Source organism: Thermus sp. NEB1569 (assembly GCF_022385295.1).
GTDB classification, from domain to species: domain Bacteria; phylum Deinococcota; class Deinococci; order Deinococcales; family Thermaceae; genus Thermus; species Thermus scotoductus.
The window spans coordinates 616725-633688 of sequence record NZ_CP092445.1 but is presented as its reverse complement, the minus strand read 5'-3'; the positions used below and the strand labels follow the sequence as shown (position 1 = coordinate 633688).

Here is a 16964-nt window from a genome sequence, read left to right as displayed (position 1 = left end):
TATGCTATCAAGCCCCTTCCTTCTTGTCAACACCCCCCAGGCGCTGGATCTCCTCGATGAAGCGCTCCACGGAATCAAACTCCCGGTACACGGAGGCGAAGCGGATGTAGGCCACATGGTCCAGATCCCGTAAAAAGGCCATGGCCTTCAGGCCGATCTCCTCGGAGGAGATCTCCGGACCTGTCACCTGATCCTCAAAGGTGTAGGCGAAGCGGCGAAGAACCTCCGGGTCCACGGGGCGCTTTTCGCACGCCAAAAGAAGCCCCCTCAGGAGCTTATCGGGGTTGAAGGGTTCCCTTCGGCCGTCCCGCTTCACCACCATCAAAGGCTCCAGCTGGGTGCGCTCGTAGGTGGTGAAGCGGCGGCCGCAGGCTGGGCACTCCCGGCGGCGGCGGATGGCCGCCCCCTCGTCGGAGGGGCGGGAGTCCACCACCCGGGTGTCGGGATGACCACAGTAAGGGCACTTCATGGCACTTCCCTAAGAAGCTCGTAGATCTCGGGGGACGGGGGAGGCTCGGGAAGCTCCACCTCCAGCACTACCCCGCGCACCCCTTCGGAAACCATGGAACCCAGGCCCAGGGCCGCCCGGACCAAGGCTTGGTCGTAGGCTTCGGAAACCGGGTCCCGGGAGGGCACCACCCCGTTCACCCGCACCCCGGGAAAGGTCCGGGTGACCCCCTCGATGAGCCCTTCCACCGCCCGGCGCACGGAAAGGGTATGGGGCTCTATGCGCACCGCCGGCGGCAGCACCAAGGTAACGAATCCACCCCCTGCCAGGTGGCGCAGACCCTGCTGGAGCACATACAGGCTGGACTTCACATCCTGGCTCATGAGGTCGTACCACTCCCCTTCCAGAAGCTCCACGAAGGGGGTCTTGCTCTCGGCGGTGGTCACGTGGACGATGCCGTCCAATAGCCCAAAAAGCTCCTCCACCTTTTCAAAGGTGCTGGTCACATCCAAAACCACGCTCATATCGCCCCGGATGGGGATGGCCGTGGCCCCCAAGGCCTCCACCTCCGAGGCCACGCTGGTGGCCAGCTCCACGTCGGGGTCCACGGCGATCACCGTGGCCCCGTTGCGCCCGTAGCCGTGGGCGATGGCCCGGCCAAAGCCCCTGCCGGCCCCGGTTACCATAACGATCCGCCCCTCGAGGCCCAAGATATCCCGTGACATCAGGCCCATTGTACGGGAAAATGAGGACATGGCCCGCATCCGCGTGGAAGAAGGGGACATCACCGAGTTCCGGGGGGACGCCATCGTCAACGCCGCCAACAACTACCTGAAGCTGGGCGCCGGGGTGGCGGGGGCCATCCTCCGGAAAGGAGGCCCCTCCATCCAGGAGGAATGCGACCGGATCGGGAAGATCCAGGTGGGGGAGGCCGCGGTCACGGGGGCGGGGAATCTAAACGTGCGCTATGTGATCCACGCCGCCGTCCTAGGCGATGAGCCCGCAAGCCTGGAAACCGTACGCAAGGCCACCCGAAGTGCCCTGGAAAAAGCGGTGGAGCTCGGGCTAAAAACCGTGGCCTTTCCCCTCTTGGGCACCGGGGTGGGGGGGCTTCCCGTGGAGGAGGTGGCCCGGGTGATGCTTTCGGAGATCAAGAAGGCTCCCGATACCCTCGAGGTCACCCTCTACGGCTACCGCCCGGAGGACGCGGAGGCCATCCGGAAAGCCCTTTGAGGCTACACCTTAAACATGCGAGGGCACTAGGGGGAACCTTCCTCCTGGGGTGGCGGGGGAGCCTCCTCCCGCCCAGAGGGAGGGGTGCTTCCGGGAGCGGCTGGGGCGGTTACCTTGGGAAAGTAATCCTTGGCCAGGGCCTCGAGGTCCTGGGCATCCACCTTGCCATCCCCGTTGCCATCCCCTTTGAGCTCCTTCCCCTCCTTGCCCCAGTTCTGGGCCAGTTGCAGGAGGTCGGCAAAGGGCCTGCCCCGCTTCAAAGCCTCCCCCAGGAGCTTCCCTTCCTTGTCGTAGAAAACCACCCGGGGGGAAAACCTGGGGGTAAGGGCCTTCTGCGGGGTGAGGAGGAGGCGGAAGGCCTCCTGGTCCTTTAGGGGTTTGGCAAAGGCCACATCCAGGCGCAAAAGCCCTGCCTCCGCATCGTAATCCAGGAGGTATACGGGGCTCACCACCTTCAGGCTGGCAAGATCCGGGTTCAGATCCTTTAGAGGAAGCTCCAGCTGGAAGCCCAAGGCCTCCCGCACCTCCACCCGACCCAAGAGCAGGAAGGGCCCTTCCACCTGGGCCGGCGGGGCCACCAGGGTAAGCCTGGGCGGGGGTGGGTCGGAAACGGCGAGGGTGAGTTTCTGGACCCGGCTATTTTTTGCGGCGTCTTCCACGGTGAGGATCAGGGGGAAGCTCCCCTTCTCCCGGGGCACCCCGCTGATCCTCCCCCCTTGGAAGGTAAGGCCCTGGGGAAGCCTGCCCTCGAGGCCAAAGGTGTAGGGCCGTACCCCCCCTTCGGCGCTAAAGGTGGCGGTGTAGGCCTCCCCCAGGTAGGCGGGGGGGAGGCTGGTGCTGGTGAGGCGCAGGGGTTCCATTCCCGTCCCCGCGGGGTCTTGGGTGCCACAGGCGGCCAGGAGGAGGAAGAGGGGCCAAAGCTTCCGCATGGGTCCAGTCTAGCGGGTATAGTTGATGGCATGATTAAGCCGGACTGGTGGATCCGGGAGATGGCCAAAAAGGGAATGATCGAGCCTTTTGAGGAAAGGCTGGTGCGGGAAGGGGTGATCAGCTACGGGCTTTCCAGCTTCGGCTACGACCTCCGCGCCGCCCCAGAGTGGAAGATCTTCACCAACGTCTTTTCCACGGTGGTGGATCCCAAGGGCTTTGACCCCAAAAGCTTCGTGGAGTACGAGGGCGAGGAGGTCATCATCCCCCCCAACTCCTTCGCCCTGACCCGGAGCATCGAGTACATTCGGATGCCGGAGAACGTGATCGCCATCGCCCTAGGCAAAAGCACCTATGCCCGTTGCGGCATCGTGGCCAACGTGACCCCTTTAGAGCCCGGCTGGGAAGGGCACGTCACCCTGGAGATCTCCAACACCACCCCCCTGCCCGCCAAGGTCTACGCCAACGAGGGCATCGTGCAGATCATCTTCCTCGAGGGCCCCCGGCCCGAAACCACCTATAAGGACCGCCGGGGCAAGTACCAAGGGCAGAAGGGCATCACCCTGCCCCGGGTGTAGGCTATGAAGGTGCGCCTCCTCTTCCTCGCCCTCCTTCTCCTCCTGGGCGCCTGCAAGGGTGAGAACATGCGACCCCTTCCCTACCTTTCGGAAACACCGGTCCGATCCTTCAAGGCACCCCAAAAGGTGCTGGAAGACGGCAAGGATTACTACGCCCGCCTGAAGACCACCAAGGGGGATATTCTTCTGGACCTCCTGGAGAAGGAGGCCCCCAACACGGTGAACTCCTTCGTCTTTCTGGCCCTCCACCGCTACTTTGAAGGGGTGGTGTGGCACCGGGTCATCCCCGGCTTTGTGGCCCAGACCGGGGACCCCACGGGCACCGGTCGGGGCGGTCCTGGGTACAGCTTCGGCCTGGAGATCGCCCCCGGCTTAGCCTTTGACCGGGAGGGCATGGTGGGCATGGCCCGCACCCAGGACCCCAACTCCAACGGTAGCCAGTTCTTCATCACCCTGGCCCCCACCCCCCACCTCACCGGGCAGTACACCCTTTTCGCCAAGGTGGTGGAGGGCATGGAGGTGGTAAGGCGCCTTGCCCCCACGGAGGGCCCAGGCGCCACGGGGGAACGGGATAAGATCCTCAGCGTGGAGATCCTGGTCAAGGAATGATCCCCGAAGGCACCCGCTTTCTGCTTCCCCCCGAGGCCCGGCTTAAGGCCGAGCTTATGGCCCGGCTAAGGGATCTCTTCCTCCGCCACGGGTATGAGCCCGTGGAGCTACCGGCCCTCGAGGTCTATGACCCCTCCCATCCCCTGGCGGAACGGGCCTTCAAGCTGGTGGACAAAACCGGGGAGGTCTTGGCCCTTAGGAGCGAGTTCACCACCCTTCTGGCCAAGCTCCTAAGACCTCACCTGGGGGAAGGGGTGGCCCGCTTCCAGTACGCCGGGGCCCTTTGGCTTAGGGAAGGGGATGCGGAACTCGGCCGCTACCGGGAGTACACCCAGGTGGGCCTCGAGCTTCTGGGCGCAAGCGGCCCCCTAGCCGACGCCGAGGTGCTCCACCTGGCCTTTGCGGCCCTCGAGGCCCTCGGCCTGGAAGGGGAGGTGGAGGTGGGCCTTCCCAGCCTGGTGGGGGAGGTACTCAAGGCCTCCGGCCTGCCGGAAGAGGCCCGCAAGGAAGCCCAGAGGGCCATCCATCGCAAGAACCTGCCCGAGCTCACCGAGCTCCTCTCCCGCCACCCGGTTTCCCCGGAGGCCCGGCGTACCCTCCTGGCCCTCCCCGACCTCTACGGGGGCATGGAGGTGCTGGCCGAGGCCAAGAGCCTTCCCCTCCCCGAAAGAGCCAGAAAGGCCCTGGAGGATCTGGAAAAGACCCTGGAACTTCTGGAAAGGCCCGTGCTTTTGGACCTGGGCATGACCCGGCGCTACGAGTACTACTCGGGGGTCTTCTTCCGCGCCTACACCCCGGGGTTCGGCCTGCCCCTTTTAGGAGGCGGCCGGTACGACGGGGCCCTCCTCCCCAGGGCGGCGGGGTTCGCCATAGGGGTAGAGCGGGCCCTGGAGGCCCTAAAACTCCCCAGGGTGGACGTAAGCCCCGAGGTTTTGGCCCTGGACCTGAAGGCCCTTCGCCGCTTCGCCCGGGAGAAGCGGGTGGAGCTCTTCCACGGGGAAGACCCCGTGGCCTACGCCAAGGCCCGGGGCATCCCCTACCTGGCCCAAGGCGAGCGCATCTTTAAGGTGGAGGAGGCATGAAGCGCTTTGCCCTCACCATTGCCCTGCCCAAAGGGCGAATGTTTCAGGAGGCCTACGAGGCCTTAAGGAAAGCGGGGCTGGAACTCCCTTCCATAGAGAACCAGCGGGCCCTCCTCCACGGCAAACAAGGAGGGATCGCCCTCCTGGAGCTTCGCAACAAGGATGTGCCCGTGTATGTGGACCTGGGGATCGCCGAGGTGGGGGTGGTGGGCAAGGATGTCCTTTTGGACTCGGGGCGGGACCTTTTCGAGCCGGTGGACCTGGGCTTTGGAGCCTGCCGCCTGTCCCTTATTCGGCGCCCCGGCGACACCTCCCCCATCCGGCGCATCGCCACCAAGTATCCCCTCTTCACCACCCGGCTCCTGAAGGAACGGGGCTGGGTGGCGGATGTGGTGGAGCTATCCGGCAACATCGAGCTGGCCGCGGTCACCGGCCTGGCGGACGCGGTGGTGGACGTGGTCCAGACCGGGGCCACCCTTAGGGCGGCGGGCCTTGTGGAGGTGGAGGTCCTGGCCCACTCCACCGCCCGCCTCGTAGTGAACCGGCAGGCCCTCAAGCTTAAACGCTCGCTTTTAAAGCCCCTGATCGCTAAGCTGAGAAACCGTGACGGAGGCCCGTAGACGCCGCATAGAGGAGGTCCTAAGGAGGCGCCAGCCGGACCTTACGGTTCTCCTGGAAAATGTCCATAAACCTCATAACCTTTCGGCCATCCTCCGCACCTGCGACGCCGTGGGGATCCTCGAGGCCCATGCGGTGAACCCCACCGGGGGCGTGCCCACCTTCAACGAGACCAGCGGGGGAAGCCACAAATGGGTCTACCTGCAGGTGCACTCCGACATCCAGACGGCCATCGGCCACCTGAGGGAGCGGGGCTTTCGGATCTACGCCACCGCCTTGCGGGAGGACGCCCAAGACTTCCGGGAGGTGGACTACACCCAGCCCACCGCCATCCTCCTGGGAGCGGAGAAATGGGGGGTTTCCCGGGAAGCCCTGGCCCTTTCCCATGGAGCCATAAAGATCCCCATGCTGGGCATGGTGCAGAGCCTGAACGTGAGCGTGGCGGCGGCGGTGATCCTCTTTGAGGCCCAAAGGCAAAGGTTAAAGGCGGGGCTTTACGAGCATCCCCGCCTGGACCCAGAGCTTTACCAAAGGGTCCTCGAGGACTGGCTCAGGAAGTGACGTAGGTAAGCCAGCCCTCGTACTCGGGCCGCAAGCCCCTGGCGGCCTCTAGGTAGACCTCCCGTAGCCTCAGGGCAATGGGCCCGGCGGTCCCCGAGCCAATGGGCCGCCAGTCGATCATGGAAACCGGGGTCACCTCGGCGGCGGTGCCGGTCATGAAGACCTCGTCGGCCATGTAGAGCTGGTCCCGGGTGGCCCGCACCACCTGGACCTCGTACCCGAGGTCCCTGGCGATGCGGATCACGGAATCCCGGGTGATCCCCTCCAGGTTCACCGAGTGCTCGAGGGCGTAGATCACTCCATCCCGCACGAAGAAGAGGTTTTCCCCGCTGCCCTCGGCCACATACCCCTCCTCGTCCAAAAGGAGCGCCTCATCGGCGCCAGCCGCCACCGCTTCCATCTTGGCCAGGGCCGAGTTCACGTAGTTCCCTCCCACCTTGGCCTTGCCCGGCATCACGTTGGCGGGGAAGCGGGCCCAGGAGCTGGTGATGAGCTTGGCCCCCTTGCGCACCGCCTCCTCCCCCAGGTAGGCCCCCCACTCCCAGGCAGCCACCATCACCTCGGCGGGGTTGTTGGGCAGGGGGTTCACCCCCAAGGCCTTGGCCCCCATCCAGGCCAGGGGGCGGATGTAGCAGCTTTTGTAGCCGTTTCGCCGCACCACCTCCTTGATGGCCTCCTCGATCTCCTCCGGGGTGAAGGGGATCTCCATGCGCAGGACCTTGGCGGAGTTGAAAAAGCGCCGCACGTGCTCTTTTAGGCGGAAGATGGCCGCACCCTTGGGGGTTTCGTAGGCCCGTATCCCTTCAAAAACGCTGGTCCCGTAGTGCAGGGCATGGCTTAGAACGCTGGTCTTGGCCTCCTCCTGGGGCAGAAGGGCCCCGTTCATCCAGATGAGACCGGCTTTGATATGAACATCCCCACCTTTAGCCTCGGGCTTCACCATGGCGAACCTCCGCCCCCATCATAACGCTTTTCCGCTCCCAGCCCTTTAACCGCAGCTCTCGGAAAACCCCCTTGACCTCCTCCCCCAGGGCCCGGGCCACAGGTGCCTTGAGGCTTCCCTCCCGCACAAGAAGGTAGACGGTCCGCCCCGCCCCTGGGGGGCTTAGGGGCCTTAGGTGGAGGCGCTTGGCCCGGGGAAGGGTCCACAGGGCCACCTCGGGCAGAAGGGTAAGCCCCCCCACCTCCTCCACCAGAAGGATCAGGGTTTCCAGATCCCCGCTTTGAAACTCCACCCTTCGCCTTTCCAGGCTGGGGCGGCAGACGGAAAGGACCTGGTCCCGGAAACAGTGGCCCTCCGAAAGGATCCAGGTGTCCTCGAGGGGGATCTCCAGGGGATGAAGGCTCTCCTTGGCATAAAGGGGGTGCCCCGGGGAGATGTAGGCCAGAAACTCCTCGGAAAAAAGGGGAAGGCTCTGCACCCCCGGTGCCCGCTCCTCCGTACCCACCAACCCCGCATCCAACCGGCCCTCCACCAGCCCCTGAAGGATGGCCGGGGTGAGCTCCTCCTCCACCGAGACCTCGAGGCCCGGATACCTTTCCAGCAACCGGGGCAAAAGCCTTGGCAGAAGATAAGGGGCCAGGGTGGGGATGACCCCCACGCGGAAAGGACCTTGGAAGACCCCCTCCTCCCCCCGGGCGATGGCCTTGACCCTGGCCACCTCCTCCAGCACCCGGCGGGCCTGGGCCGCCACCCTTTCCCCCACCTCCGTGGGCTTCCCCTGCCTGCGGTCAAAGAGCTTGACCCCAAGCTCCTCCTCCAGCTTGCGGATCTGCACGCTGAGGGCAGGCTGGGTGAGGTAGACCCGCTCCGCCGCCCGGGTAAAGCTCCTCTCCTCCACCAGGGCCACCAGGTAGCGTATCTGCTCCAGGGTCATAAATTTAGTTTATTCCTGTAACCAACAAGATGTATTGGACTTATGCGTGGATCCCCCCTAAGGTGAAAACTGCCTGGCCCTGCCAGGCAGGAGGTGACGAGGATGTTCCTGAGAATAGACCGCCTGCAGATCGAGCTCCCCATGCCCAAGGAGCAGGACCCCAACGCGGCTGCCGCGGTACAGGCCCTACTGGGAGGGCGCTTTGGGGAAATGTCCACCCTGATGAACTACATGTACCAGTCCTTCAACTTCCGGGGGAAGAAGGCCCTTAAGCCCTACTACGACCTCATCGCCAACATCGCCACCGAGGAGCTGGGCCACATCGAGCTGGTGGCCGCCACCATCAACAGCCTCCTGGCCAAGAACCCGGGGAAGGACCTCGAGGAAGGCGTGGACCCGGTGGCTGCCCCCCTGGGCTTCGCCAAGGACGCCCGCAACGCCGCCCACTTCATCGCCGGCGGAGCCAACAGCCTGGTGATGGGGGCCATGGGGGAGCACTGGCACGGGGAGTACGTGTTCACCAGTGGGAACCTTATCCTGGATCTTCTCCATAACTTCTTCCTCGAGGTGGCCGCCCGCACCCACAAGCTCCGGGTTTACGAGATGACGGATAACCCCGTGGCCCGCGAGATGATCGGCTACCTCCTGGTGCGGGGCGGGGTGCATGCCGCCGCCTACGGCAAGGCCTTAGAAAGCCTCACCGGGGTGGAGATGACCAGGATGCTCCCCATCCCCCGCATCGACAACAGCAAGATCCCCGAGGCCAAAAAGTACATGGACCTGGGCTTCCACAGGAACCTCTACCGCTTTAGCCCCTCCGACTACCAGGACCTGGGGCTCATCTGGTCCGGCCCCTCCCCGGAGGACGGTAGCGAGGTAAGGGTGGTGGACGGCCCCCCCGAAGGCGGACCCGTCTTTGACGCGGGCCACGACGCCGCCGAGTTTGCCCCCGAGTTCCACCCAGGCGAGCTCTACGAGATCGCCAAGAAACTTTACGAGAAGGCCAAGTAAGGGGGTTCTTCCCGGCTGGGCCAAGAGGCCCAGCCGGCCCTAAAGCGCCCCATACCTCCCCCCGGGCAAAGCCTGGGCCAGCCCCTTAAGCTCCAGCAGGGTAAGGAGGGAAAGCACTTTTTCCGCAGGAACCCCCAAGGCCTGGGCCAGGTCCTCGGGGAGGGCTTCCCCTTGCCTAAGAAGGGCATAAAGCCCCTCCTCCTCCTGGGAAAGCTCCACCGCCTTTTTGGGCTTCCCTGAAAATCCCAGGTAGGAAAGAACGTCCTCTGCGGAAAGCACCGGATAGGCTCCATCCTGGATGAGGCGGTTGGTCCCCAAGGAGTTCGCATCCATAGGACGGCCCGGCACCGCCAAAACCTCCTTGCCCAGTTCCAGGGCATACCGGGCGGTGATGAGGGCTCCGGATTCCATGGGGGCCTCCACCACGATCACCGCCCGGGAAAGCCCCGCAATGATGCGGTTTCTTCTCGGGAAAAACTCCGGCTTGGGTCCGGTGCCGAAGGGGAACTCGGAAACCAGGGCCACCTTCCGGGCCAGCTCCCGGTGCTCGGGAGGATAGATGCGGTCCAAGGCGCTTCCCAAAACCCCCAGGGTGGACCCACCTCCCTCCAGGGCCCCCAGGTGGGCCTCCCGGTCCACCCCCCTGGCCAGGCCGGAAACCACGCAAAGCCCGGCCTCGGAAAGCCCCCGGGCAAGTTTGCGGGCGAAGGAAAGCGCCCAGGCGGAGGCTTTCCTGGTGCCCACGATGGCCACCGCCTTCCCTCCCTCCGGAAGATTCCCTTGCACATAGAGGTGGGTGGGAGGTTGGGGAAGCCTCCTAAGCCCCTCGGGAAAGGCCTCTTCCCAAAGGCCCAGGATGCGTACCCCCAAGGCCTCCGCCCGCTCCCTTTCCCGCCTGGCCTGCCCTTCCGCCTGGGGAAGCTGGGTTGCCGCCTGGGGAAAGCGTTCTTTTAAGGAAAGAAGGGGGTTTTCCTCCGCCAAAAGCTCAAGAAGCCGCTTGGGCCCGATTCCGGGAAGCAGGGCCAGGGCCAAGGGATCCACGGGTTTAGAGTATACTGAAACATCTGGGTCACGGGCGGAGCCTGTATCCCGGAGTCCGTGCCCGAAGGTCCGGCCCCAGGCCCCAAGGCCAATCCAAGGGGGTCGGGATGACCTAGCAAATATGGAAGAGAAAACCTACTCCGGCTTTGTGGCCATCGTGGGCAAGCCCAACGTGGGCAAGTCCACCCTCCTCAACAACCTCCTGGGGGTGAAGGTGGCCCCCATCAGCCCCAGGCCCCAGACCACCCGGAAGCGCCTTAGGGGCATCCTCACCGAGGGAAACCGCCAGATCGTCTTCGTGGACACCCCGGGCCTTCACAAGCCCATGGACGCCCTGGGGGAGTTCATGGACCAGGAGGTCTACGAGGCCCTTTCCGACGTGAACGCCGTGGTGTGGGTGGTGGACCTCCGCCACCCCCCTACCCCTGAGGACGAGCTGGTGGCCAAGGCCCTCAAGCCCCTGGTGGGGAAGGTGCCCATCCTCCTGGTGGGCAACAAGCTGGATGCTGCCAAATACCCCGAGGAGGCCCTCAAGGCCTACCACGCCCTCCTGCCCGAGGCTGAGGCCAGGATGCTTTCCGCCCTGGACGAACACCAGGTGGCCGAGCTCAAAGCGGAACTCCTGGCCCTTCTCCCCGAAGGCCCCTTCTTCTACCCCGAGGACTTCGCCAAAAGCGACCAGGACTTCGGGGAGTGGGTGGCGGAGATCATCCGGGAGGAGGCCATGAAGCGCCTCTGGCACGAGGTGCCCTACGCTGTGGCGGTGAAGACCGAGGAGGTGGCGGAGAGGGAAAACGGCGTCCTGTACATCAAGGCCGTCCTCTATGTGGAGCGCCCCTCGCAAAAGGCCATCGTCATCGGGGAGGGGGGCAGGAAGATTAAGGAGATCGGCCAGGCCGCCAGGAAACAGCTTGAGGTTTTCCTGAACCGGCAGGTGTACCTGGACCTCGAGGTCAAGGTCTACCCCGACTGGCGGAAGGACCCCGAGGCCTTGCGGGAGCTGGGCTACCGATCCTCCATAGGGTGAGGAAGAGCATTCCCCTGGGGGCCTTTTCCGGTTAGCATACCCATATGCCCTGGCTCCTTCCTCGAGGCATCGCCCCCCTTCACGAAAAGGCCCTGGACCGCTTCATCGGGGCTTTGGTGGAGAAGCTTTCCGATCCCAGCGTGGACCGGAACGCCCTGGTGAGAGAGGAGCTTGCCCGCCTCCTCTATGGCCGCCCCTACGAGGAGCTTTTGGAGCTAAACCCCTTAGCCGCCATGGGCCTTGACCCCCAGGGCATCACCTTTGAAGCGGAGTACTACGCCGCCACGGACCCCGAGAAGTTCGCCCGGGTCAAGCCCCTCCTCTGGTTCTGGAAGGTCTTGGACCTCACCCCTCTGGGCCAATCCGTGCACTCGGGGGTGGCCATTCGCCGGGCCCTTGCCCCCTTCATCTTCAAGCGGGTGGGGAAAAACCCCAAGTTCTTCCAAAACGTGGAGTTCTCCGTGGGGTATAACCTGGAGCTGGGGGACGACGTGGTGGTCCACCGCTACGTGCTCCTGGACGATATCGGGGGCATAAAGATCGGAGACCGCACCTCCCTTTCCGACTACGTGAACGTCTACAGCCACACCCACCACGTCCTGGCCTCCCCCGACGTGACCCTTAAGGAAACCATCATCGGAAGCGGGGTGCGCATCACCTACCACGCCACCATCCTGGCCGGGGTGCGTATCGGGGACGACGCCATGGTGGGCACGGGAGCCATCGTCACCAAGGATGTGCCGCCCCACGCCATCGCCCTGGGGATCCCCGCCAGGCCCGTGCGCTATAAGGTGCGCCACGACTGCCCCTTCTGCCGCAAGGGGGAACCCCACCCCTCGGACCTCATCCCCAAAGCCCCCGACCGCAAGGGCAACCCCGACTTCCCCGACTTCCTCCCCCCTGGCTTTGGAACCCGGGAGGCCTAGGCATGTGGACCAAGGAGGAGCTGGACCGGTACCACCGCCAGATGATCCTGCCTCAGGTGGGCCCTGAGGGGCAGGAAGAGCTCAAGCGCTCCTCCGTGGTGGTGGTGGGGGCCGGGGGCCTGGGAGTGCCGGTCCTGCAGTACCTGGTGGCCGCCGGGGTGGGCCGGATCGGCATCGTGGAGATGGACCGGGTGGAGCTCTCCAACCTCCACCGCCAGGTGCTCTACACCACGGAGGATGTGGGCAAACCCAAGGCCCTGGCCGCCAAGGAGCGCCTCCAGGCCCTGAACCCTCTGGTGCAGATCGACACCTATCCCGTGCGCCTCACCTCGGAAAACGCCCTGGAGATCCTGAAACCTTACGACCTGGTGATCGATGCCTCCGACAACTTCCCAACCCGCTATTTGGTGAACGACGCCTGCGTGCTCCTGGGAAAACCCCTCGTCTACGGGGCCATTTACCAGTTTGACGGCCAAGTGGCGGTCTTTCACCACCTGACCCCCGAGGGGGAGATGGGCCCCTGCTACCGGTGCCTCTTCCCCAAGCCCCCTCCTCCGGGAAGCGTTCCCTCCTGCGCCGAGGCTGGGGTCTTCGGAGTGTTGCCGGCGGTGGTGGGAAGCCTCATGGCCGCGGAGGCCCTTAAGGTGCTTTTGGGGATCGGGAAACCCCTGGCCGGGTCCCTGCTTCTCTACGACGCCTTAGAAGCCCAGTTCCGCAAGCTCTCCCTGCGCCGCAACCCCGCCTGCCCGGTCTGCGGGGACCACCCCACCCAGCGGGAGCTTATAGACTACGAGGCCTTTTGCGGCCTTTGATCCAGGTGGAGGCTCCGGTAGATCCCTTGCCCGGGCCACCCCCGTGGACTCCCAGGGGGCAGGAGGGAGTCTAGAGGGAAAAAGCCGGGGGTCTTACCCCCGGCTTCCCCATAGCCTCTCTCCTAAGCCCGGGCCTCGAGGGGCACGTAGGGCACGTCCAACTCCCCGATATACTTGGCATCCGGCCTGAGAAGGCGGTTATCCAGGGTCTTGTACTCCAGGATGTGCCCCACCCAACCGGAGATGCGGGCCACGGCGAAGATGGGGGTGAAGAACTCCAGGCCAAACCCCAGGTCGGAGTAAACCACCCCGGAGTAGAAGTCCACGTTGGGGTAGATGCCCCTGGGGTTCAGGACCTTGCCCGCCTCCTCCTCCACGATCTTCAGGATCTGGTACTCCTTGGAATGGCCATGCTTCTCCGCCACCTGGCGGGCCAGCCTCTCCAGGACGCCGGCCCGGGGGTCAAAGGCCTTGTAAACCCGGTGGCCCATGCCCATGATGCGCTCCTTCTTGGCCAGCTTCTCCCGCACCCACTCCCGGGCCCTTTCGGGGGTGCCGATCTCCCGGATCATCTTCATCACTGCCTCATTGGCTCCTCCGTGCCTGGGCCCTTTGAGGGAGGCCACGGCGGCGGTGATGGCAGAGTAGAGGTCGGTTTCCGTGGAAAAGGCAGCGATGGCGGTAAAGGTGCTGGCGTTGAAGCCGTGCTCGGCGTGCAGGATAAGGGCAGCGTCCATGAGGCGCTCCTGCTCCTTGGAGGGTTCCACCCCGTTAGCCATGTACAAGAAGTTGGCGGCGTGGGAGAGATCCTCCCGGGGAGCCAGGGGCTCCTTCCCTTCCCTCAGGCGCTTATTGGCGGCCACAATGGTGGCGAACTTGGCAATGAGGTCCAGGCCCTTTTGGTAGAGGGCCTCTTGGGAGATGTCCCCCTCGGTGGGGTCCAGCATCCCCAGCTCGGAAACCGCCGTGCGCAGGAAGCTCATGGGATGGGCCGAGAGGGGATAGCGGCGGAAGGATTCCAGGAGATGCTCGGGCAGGGCCCGTCGCCTGGCCAGCTCCTTTTTGAACCCCTCGAGCTCCTCCCGTTTGGGAAGTCTCCCATGTAGCAGGAGAAAGGTGGTTTCCTCAAAGGTGCTCTTCTCCGCCAGCTCCTGGATGGGGATCCCGTAGTAGTAGAGGCGGCCCGCCTCCCCGTCGATGAAGCACATCCGGGTTTCCGTAAAGAGCACGCCTTCCAAACCCCTTGCCACTTCCATACGCTCCTCCTTTTTTCGCACCCCAAGGGTGCTTCCACGCCCATCATACCAGGGTGGCCTGACGCTGCTGGGTTGTAGCTGCTAGAGGGCATCCTCCTGGAGGATCAGGGTCTTGAGATAAAGGCTTTCCGGCACGTGCAGGCTCCAGGGATGGTCCCTGGGCTGGTAGGTGAGGCCGTGCACCCTCAGGCGCATTCCCCGGTCGGCGGCCGCCCGCCGGGCCACTTCCAGAAGGTCCTCCGCCTTGAGGTAATAGCTGCAGGTGGAAAGCCAGAGGTACCCCTCGGGCGCAAGAAGGCGCAAGGCTTCCCGCAGAAGGTCCACCAGGTGCCGCTTCATGGGGGGAATCTCCTCCGGGCGCTTCACCAGGGTGGGGGGGTCCAGGAGGATGTGATCGAAAAGCCCTTGAAGGCCCCTAAGCACCTCCAAGGCCTCCCCATGGCGGATGTCCACCTTAAGGCCCATTCTCAAGGCCACCTGGTCCAGAACGGCCAGGGCCTCGAGGTCCTTGTCCACCGCCAGGGCGTGGGCTCCTTTCCGCGCGGCCCTCAAGGCAAAACCCCCCACGTAGCTAAAGACATCCAAGACCCTTTCCCCGGGGCGCACCATACCCTCAAAGAGGCGGCGGTTCTCCCGCTGGTCCAGGTAAAAACCCGTCTTCTGGGCCAGGGCCAAGGGGATGGGGAAAACCAGGCCATCCTCCTCCACTGCCAAAACCTCAGGCACCTCCCCGTAAACCGCCCCCACCCTCTCGGGAAGCCCTTCCTGCCTCCTGGCCTCCACGTCGCTCCGCTCGTAAACCCCCTTGGGGCCCACTGCCTCCAGGAGGGCGGGAAACCAGACCTCCCTTAAAGCCTCCATCCCCCGGGTGCGCACCTGGAGAACCAGAACCTCTCCAAACCGGTCCACCACCAGACCGGGGAGGCCATCCGCCTCTCCATGCACCAGGCGGTAGCTTTGGCCCATTCCCTCCCTCTTGCGCAAGGCCCGTTCAAAGCGGGCTAGAAAAAAAGCCCGATTTAAAGGGCCGGGGTCAAAGCGATAAGCCCGGAACGGGATGCGGGAGCCCGGGTCCAGATAGCCCACCGCCAAAAAACTGCCATCGGCGGCCACCGCCTCCGCCACCCCTGCCTGCTTGGGAATCTCCTCCAGCTCGTCCCGATAGAGGTTGGGGTAAAAGTTGCGGACCTTCTTCTCCTTTCCCGGTTTGACCACCACCCTCAGCACGGGCTCAGCATACCCTTGTGCTATTTTGGAACCATGAACCGAAAGCGCTGGCTGGCCCTTCTCCTCTTCATGGCGGTGGCCCTTCTCGTGGTGGGCCTGGGGCGCCTCATCCAGTCCCGGGAAACCGGCCACCCCTGGCGGGAAGCCACCCTGTACGGCCGGGGCGAAAAAGTCGTCCTCCTGGAGGTGGTGGGCAGCATCCCCATGGGGAAGGACCTCGAGGACCTCCTCTCCAAAATCCGCCAGGCCCGGGAGGACCAGGACATCCGGGCCGCGGTCCTCTTCGTGGATAGCCCTGGGGGTAGCGTCACGGAAACCGAGGCCATCCACCGCGCCCTGAAGGACTTGGCCCGGGAAAAGCCCCTGGTGGCTGCCTTCGGCACCGTGGCCGCCAGCGGCGGCTACTACGTGGCCACCGCTGCCCGCGAGATCTTCACCCCGGCCACCGCTGTCACCGGCTCCATCGGGGTTATCACCACCCTTCCCCAGGTCCAAGGTTTACTGGCCAAGCTGGGCGTTCAAGTGGAGGTCCTCAAGGAAGGCCGGTTCAAGGATATGGGCTCCGGCCTCCGGCCCCTCACCCCGGAGGAGCGAACCCTCATCCAGGGCTACATGCGCGAGGCGTACGAGCTTTTCGTGGCCAGGGTTGCGGAGGGAAGGCACCTTCCTAAGGACAAAGTGCGCCAACTGGCCGATGGCCGCATCTACTCGGGAACCCAGGCCATCGCCCTCGGGCTTGCAGACCGGGAAGGCTACCTGGAAGACGCCGCTAAGCGCGCCGCGGAGCTGGCCGGCCTGGAGGAGTTTCGCCTGGTGCGCTATGTGAAACCTAAAGGCCCGCTGGAGGGACTTCTGGGCGAGGGGTTTCCCCTGGGCCTTTCCTCGGAAACCGAGCAGCTAGTTTCCCTGCTCGGCCAGAACCGGTTTCGCCTCGAGTACCGCTATCTGGGAGGAGGGTTATGGTGATCGCTAGCCCCTGGAGCAGGCTCGTGGCCTCCCTTATCGACGGTCTCATCCTGGTTCCCCTGAGCTTCCTCCTGATGGCCCTGGCCGGGATAAACCCCCTGGCGCAAACCACCACCTTCGTCCAGGACCTCCTCTTCAACTGGATACCCAGCTGGGCCTACTACGTGATCTTCACCGCACTGTATGGGGCAACCCCGGGAAAAATGGCCCTGGGCCTCAAGGTGGTCCGCACGGACGGCCAGCCTGTGGACTGGCTCACCGCCTTTATGCGGGAGGTGGTAGGCAAGACCCTTTCCACCCTGCCCCTCCTCCTTGGCTACCTCTGGGCTTTCTTCCACCCTAAGCGCCAGGCCTGGCATGACCTCATCGCCGACACCCTGGTGGTGCGCTCAGGCCCAGCCAGTGCCAGATCCGAAGAGGGAGCCCCGTAAACCGGGCAAGGCGGTAGAAACCCCCGCACCCCTCTGGATCCATCCCCGAAACAAGGGGAAAGGTGAGGTAGGGCTTTCCGTCCGACGGGGAACAGGCAAGGGGCTACGCTGAGGATGTATGGATAGGCGGGCCATCCCCACGTGCGTGGGGACTACGCGCGGTCATCTCGCGGGAGGGCGTCATGCCCTCGGGCCATCCCCACGTGCGTGGGGACTACGTGCTCTCCTACGGGAGGACGTACCATCTGGACGGGCCATCCCCACGTGCGTGGGGACTACTACGGCGAGGTCGAGGCCGTGCACCAGCATCTCGGGCCATCCCCACGTGCGTGGG

At 64.6% G+C, this 16964-nt stretch carries 20 protein-coding genes and 1 CRISPR repeat array (1 of these 21 only partly in view); of the genes, 12 read left to right on the top strand and 8 right to left on the bottom strand.

The genetic code is table 11. From position 1 onward, the window contains the following. Positions 1–7 precede the first annotated feature (7 nt). Together nrdR and MI302_RS04040 are read right to left on the bottom strand one after the other, a co-directional pair. Positions 8–469 carry a transcriptional regulator NrdR gene (gene nrdR / locus MI302_RS04045; protein WP_015716560.1) on the bottom strand — a complete coding sequence of 154 codons (462 nt, stop codon included), beginning with the start codon at positions 467–469 and terminating at the stop codon, positions 8–10. Next, a complete protein-coding gene (locus MI302_RS04040; protein ID WP_026329073.1) occupies positions 466–1173 on the bottom strand; it encodes an SDR family NAD(P)-dependent oxidoreductase in 708 nt (235 codons plus the stop codon). Before MI302_RS04040 ends, nrdR begins: the two co-directional genes overlap by 4 nt. Before the next feature lie 28 nt (positions 1174–1201). Between MI302_RS04040 and MI302_RS04035 the strand changes: the two genes are divergently transcribed. After that, positions 1202–1681 (top strand): macro domain-containing protein, encoded by a 480-nt coding sequence (locus tag MI302_RS04035; RefSeq protein ID WP_126209327.1) that lies wholly within the window; start codon positions 1202–1204, stop codon positions 1679–1681. 26 nt (positions 1682–1707) lie between these two features. Here the strand turns inward: MI302_RS04035 and MI302_RS04030 are convergent, their stop codons facing one another. Further along, a complete protein-coding gene (locus MI302_RS04030; protein ID WP_239726292.1) occupies positions 1708–2610 on the bottom strand; it encodes a putative Ig domain-containing protein in 903 nt (300 codons plus the stop codon). Between the two features lie 30 nt (positions 2611–2640). Here MI302_RS04030 and dcd point away from each other — a divergent pair, with 30 nt between their 5' ends. From dcd to trmH, 5 genes are read left to right on the top strand one after another with little or no spacing between them, the layout of a single operon-like run. Then, positions 2641–3186, top strand: coding sequence for a dCTP deaminase (gene dcd / locus MI302_RS04025; RefSeq protein ID WP_015716556.1), 546 nt, complete (start codon positions 2641–2643; stop codon positions 3184–3186). Positions 3187–3189: 3 nt separating this feature from the next. Further along, positions 3190–3795, top strand: a complete 606-nt coding sequence (locus MI302_RS04020) for a peptidylprolyl isomerase (protein ID WP_019551225.1) — start codon at positions 3190–3192, stop codon at positions 3793–3795. Next, on the top strand, positions 3792–4877 hold the full coding sequence (locus MI302_RS04015; protein WP_126170675.1) for an ATP phosphoribosyltransferase regulatory subunit: 1086 nt from the start codon (positions 3792–3794) through the stop codon (positions 4875–4877). Before MI302_RS04020 ends, MI302_RS04015 begins: the two co-directional genes overlap by 4 nt. Further along, complete coding sequence (gene hisG, locus MI302_RS04010; protein ID WP_019551227.1) at positions 4874–5497, top strand: ATP phosphoribosyltransferase; 624 nt, start codon at positions 4874–4876, stop codon at positions 5495–5497. Before MI302_RS04015 ends, hisG begins: the two co-directional genes overlap by 4 nt. Further along, the gene (trmH, locus tag MI302_RS04005; protein ID WP_239726291.1) at positions 5481–6056 is read left to right on the top strand and encodes a tRNA (guanosine(18)-2'-O)-methyltransferase TrmH; all 576 of its coding nucleotides are present in this window, start codon (positions 5481–5483) and stop codon (positions 6054–6056) included. Before hisG ends, trmH begins: the two co-directional genes overlap by 17 nt. On the opposite strand, the gene MI302_RS04000 is transcribed toward trmH, so the two are convergent. Together MI302_RS04000 and MI302_RS03995 are read right to left on the bottom strand one after the other, a co-directional pair. Then, on the bottom strand, positions 6046–6999 hold the full coding sequence (locus MI302_RS04000) for a branched-chain amino acid transaminase (protein ID WP_038031382.1): 954 nt from the start codon (positions 6997–6999) through the stop codon (positions 6046–6048). The genes trmH and MI302_RS04000 overlap by 11 nt on opposite strands. Beyond that, positions 6980–7933, bottom strand: a complete 954-nt coding sequence (locus MI302_RS03995; RefSeq protein WP_126217338.1) for a LysR family transcriptional regulator — start codon at positions 7931–7933, stop codon at positions 6980–6982. Before MI302_RS03995 ends, MI302_RS04000 begins: the two co-directional genes overlap by 20 nt. 102 nt (positions 7934–8035) lie before the next feature. On the opposite strand from MI302_RS03995, the gene MI302_RS03990 reads away from it, so the two are divergent. After that, a complete protein-coding gene (locus MI302_RS03990) occupies positions 8036–8944 on the top strand; it encodes a manganese catalase family protein (RefSeq protein ID WP_126165247.1) in 909 nt (302 codons plus the stop codon). Between the two features lie 39 nt (positions 8945–8983). Here the strand turns inward: MI302_RS03990 and dprA are convergent, their stop codons facing one another. Further along, positions 8984–9985, bottom strand: a complete 1002-nt coding sequence (gene dprA / locus MI302_RS03985; RefSeq protein WP_239726290.1) for a DNA-processing protein DprA — start codon at positions 9983–9985, stop codon at positions 8984–8986. Between the two features lie 121 nt (positions 9986–10106). Here dprA and era point away from each other — a divergent pair, with 121 nt between their 5' ends. Genes era through MI302_RS03970 form a run of 3 tightly spaced genes read left to right on the top strand, consistent with a single transcriptional unit; the run spans position 10107 to position 12750 of the window. Beyond that, positions 10107–11012, top strand: a complete 906-nt coding sequence (gene era / locus MI302_RS03980; RefSeq protein ID WP_239726289.1) for a GTPase Era — start codon at positions 10107–10109, stop codon at positions 11010–11012. Positions 11013–11056: 44 nt separating this feature from the next. Continuing rightward, complete coding sequence (locus MI302_RS03975) at positions 11057–11938, top strand: acyltransferase (RefSeq protein WP_239726288.1); 882 nt, start codon at positions 11057–11059, stop codon at positions 11936–11938. A 2-nt stretch (positions 11939–11940) separates the two neighbouring features. Then, entirely contained in the window at positions 11941–12750 is an 810-nt protein-coding gene (locus MI302_RS03970; protein ID WP_239726287.1) for a molybdopterin-synthase adenylyltransferase MoeB, read from the top strand. A 122-nt stretch (positions 12751–12872) separates the two neighbouring features. Here MI302_RS03970 and MI302_RS03965 read toward each other — a convergent pair whose 3' ends face one another. Then, complete coding sequence (locus MI302_RS03965) at positions 12873–14006, bottom strand: citrate synthase/methylcitrate synthase (protein ID WP_239726286.1); 1134 nt, start codon at positions 14004–14006, stop codon at positions 12873–12875. Positions 14007–14087: 81 nt separating this feature from the next. Beyond that, positions 14088–15233 carry a class I SAM-dependent rRNA methyltransferase gene (locus tag MI302_RS03960; protein ID WP_239726285.1) on the bottom strand — a complete coding sequence of 382 codons (1146 nt, stop codon included), beginning with the start codon at positions 15231–15233 and terminating at the stop codon, positions 14088–14090. A gap of 33 nt (positions 15234–15266) precedes the next feature. Between MI302_RS03960 and sppA the strand changes: the two genes are divergently transcribed. Continuing rightward, positions 15267–16199 (top strand): signal peptide peptidase SppA, encoded by a 933-nt coding sequence (gene sppA / locus MI302_RS03955; RefSeq protein WP_239726284.1) that lies wholly within the window; start codon positions 15267–15269, stop codon positions 16197–16199. After that, positions 16193–16630, top strand: coding sequence for an RDD family protein (locus MI302_RS03950; RefSeq protein ID WP_019551239.1), 438 nt, complete (start codon positions 16193–16195; stop codon positions 16628–16630). The genes sppA and MI302_RS03950 overlap by 7 nt, the downstream gene beginning before the upstream one ends. 127 nt (positions 16631–16757) lie before the next feature. After that, positions 16758–16964: direct repeats of the CRISPR family, unit length 29 nt; unit sequence CGGGCCATCCCCACGTGCGTGGGGACTAC; it runs 738 nt beyond the window's last position.

Coding starts and splice junctions, on each gene's coding strand:
- MI302_RS04040 (WP_026329073.1), bottom strand. CDS start 1,173: ATGTCACGGGATATCTTGGGCCTCGAGGGGCGGATCGTTATGGTAACC.
- nrdR (WP_015716560.1), bottom strand. CDS start 469: ATGAAGTGCCCTTACTGTGGTCATCCCGACACCCGGGTGGTGGACTCC.
- MI302_RS04000 (WP_038031382.1), bottom strand. CDS start 6,999: ATGGTGAAGCCCGAGGCTAAAGGTGGGGATGTTCATATCAAAGCCGGT.
- MI302_RS04015 (WP_126170675.1), top strand. CDS start 3,792: ATGATCCCCGAAGGCACCCGCTTTCTGCTTCCCCCCGAGGCCCGGCTT.
- MI302_RS03950 (WP_019551239.1), top strand. CDS start 16,193: ATGGTGATCGCTAGCCCCTGGAGCAGGCTCGTGGCCTCCCTTATCGAC.
- sppA (WP_239726284.1), top strand. CDS start 15,267: ATGAACCGAAAGCGCTGGCTGGCCCTTCTCCTCTTCATGGCGGTGGCC.
- era (WP_239726289.1), top strand. CDS start 10,107: ATGGAAGAGAAAACCTACTCCGGCTTTGTGGCCATCGTGGGCAAGCCC.
- MI302_RS04020 (WP_019551225.1), top strand. CDS start 3,190: ATGAAGGTGCGCCTCCTCTTCCTCGCCCTCCTTCTCCTCCTGGGCGCC.
- hisG (WP_019551227.1), top strand. CDS start 4,874: ATGAAGCGCTTTGCCCTCACCATTGCCCTGCCCAAAGGGCGAATGTTT.
- MI302_RS03970 (WP_239726287.1), top strand. CDS start 11,941: ATGTGGACCAAGGAGGAGCTGGACCGGTACCACCGCCAGATGATCCTG.
- MI302_RS04035 (WP_126209327.1), top strand. CDS start 1,202: ATGGCCCGCATCCGCGTGGAAGAAGGGGACATCACCGAGTTCCGGGGG.
- MI302_RS03995 (WP_126217338.1), bottom strand. CDS start 7,933: ATGACCCTGGAGCAGATACGCTACCTGGTGGCCCTGGTGGAGGAGAGG.
- dcd (WP_015716556.1), top strand. CDS start 2,641: ATGATTAAGCCGGACTGGTGGATCCGGGAGATGGCCAAAAAGGGAATG.
- MI302_RS03990 (WP_126165247.1), top strand. CDS start 8,036: ATGTTCCTGAGAATAGACCGCCTGCAGATCGAGCTCCCCATGCCCAAG.
- MI302_RS04030 (WP_239726292.1), bottom strand. CDS start 2,610: ATGCGGAAGCTTTGGCCCCTCTTCCTCCTCCTGGCCGCCTGTGGCACC.
- MI302_RS03975 (WP_239726288.1), top strand. CDS start 11,057: ATGCCCTGGCTCCTTCCTCGAGGCATCGCCCCCCTTCACGAAAAGGCC.
- MI302_RS03965 (WP_239726286.1), bottom strand. CDS start 14,006: ATGGAAGTGGCAAGGGGTTTGGAAGGCGTGCTCTTTACGGAAACCCGG.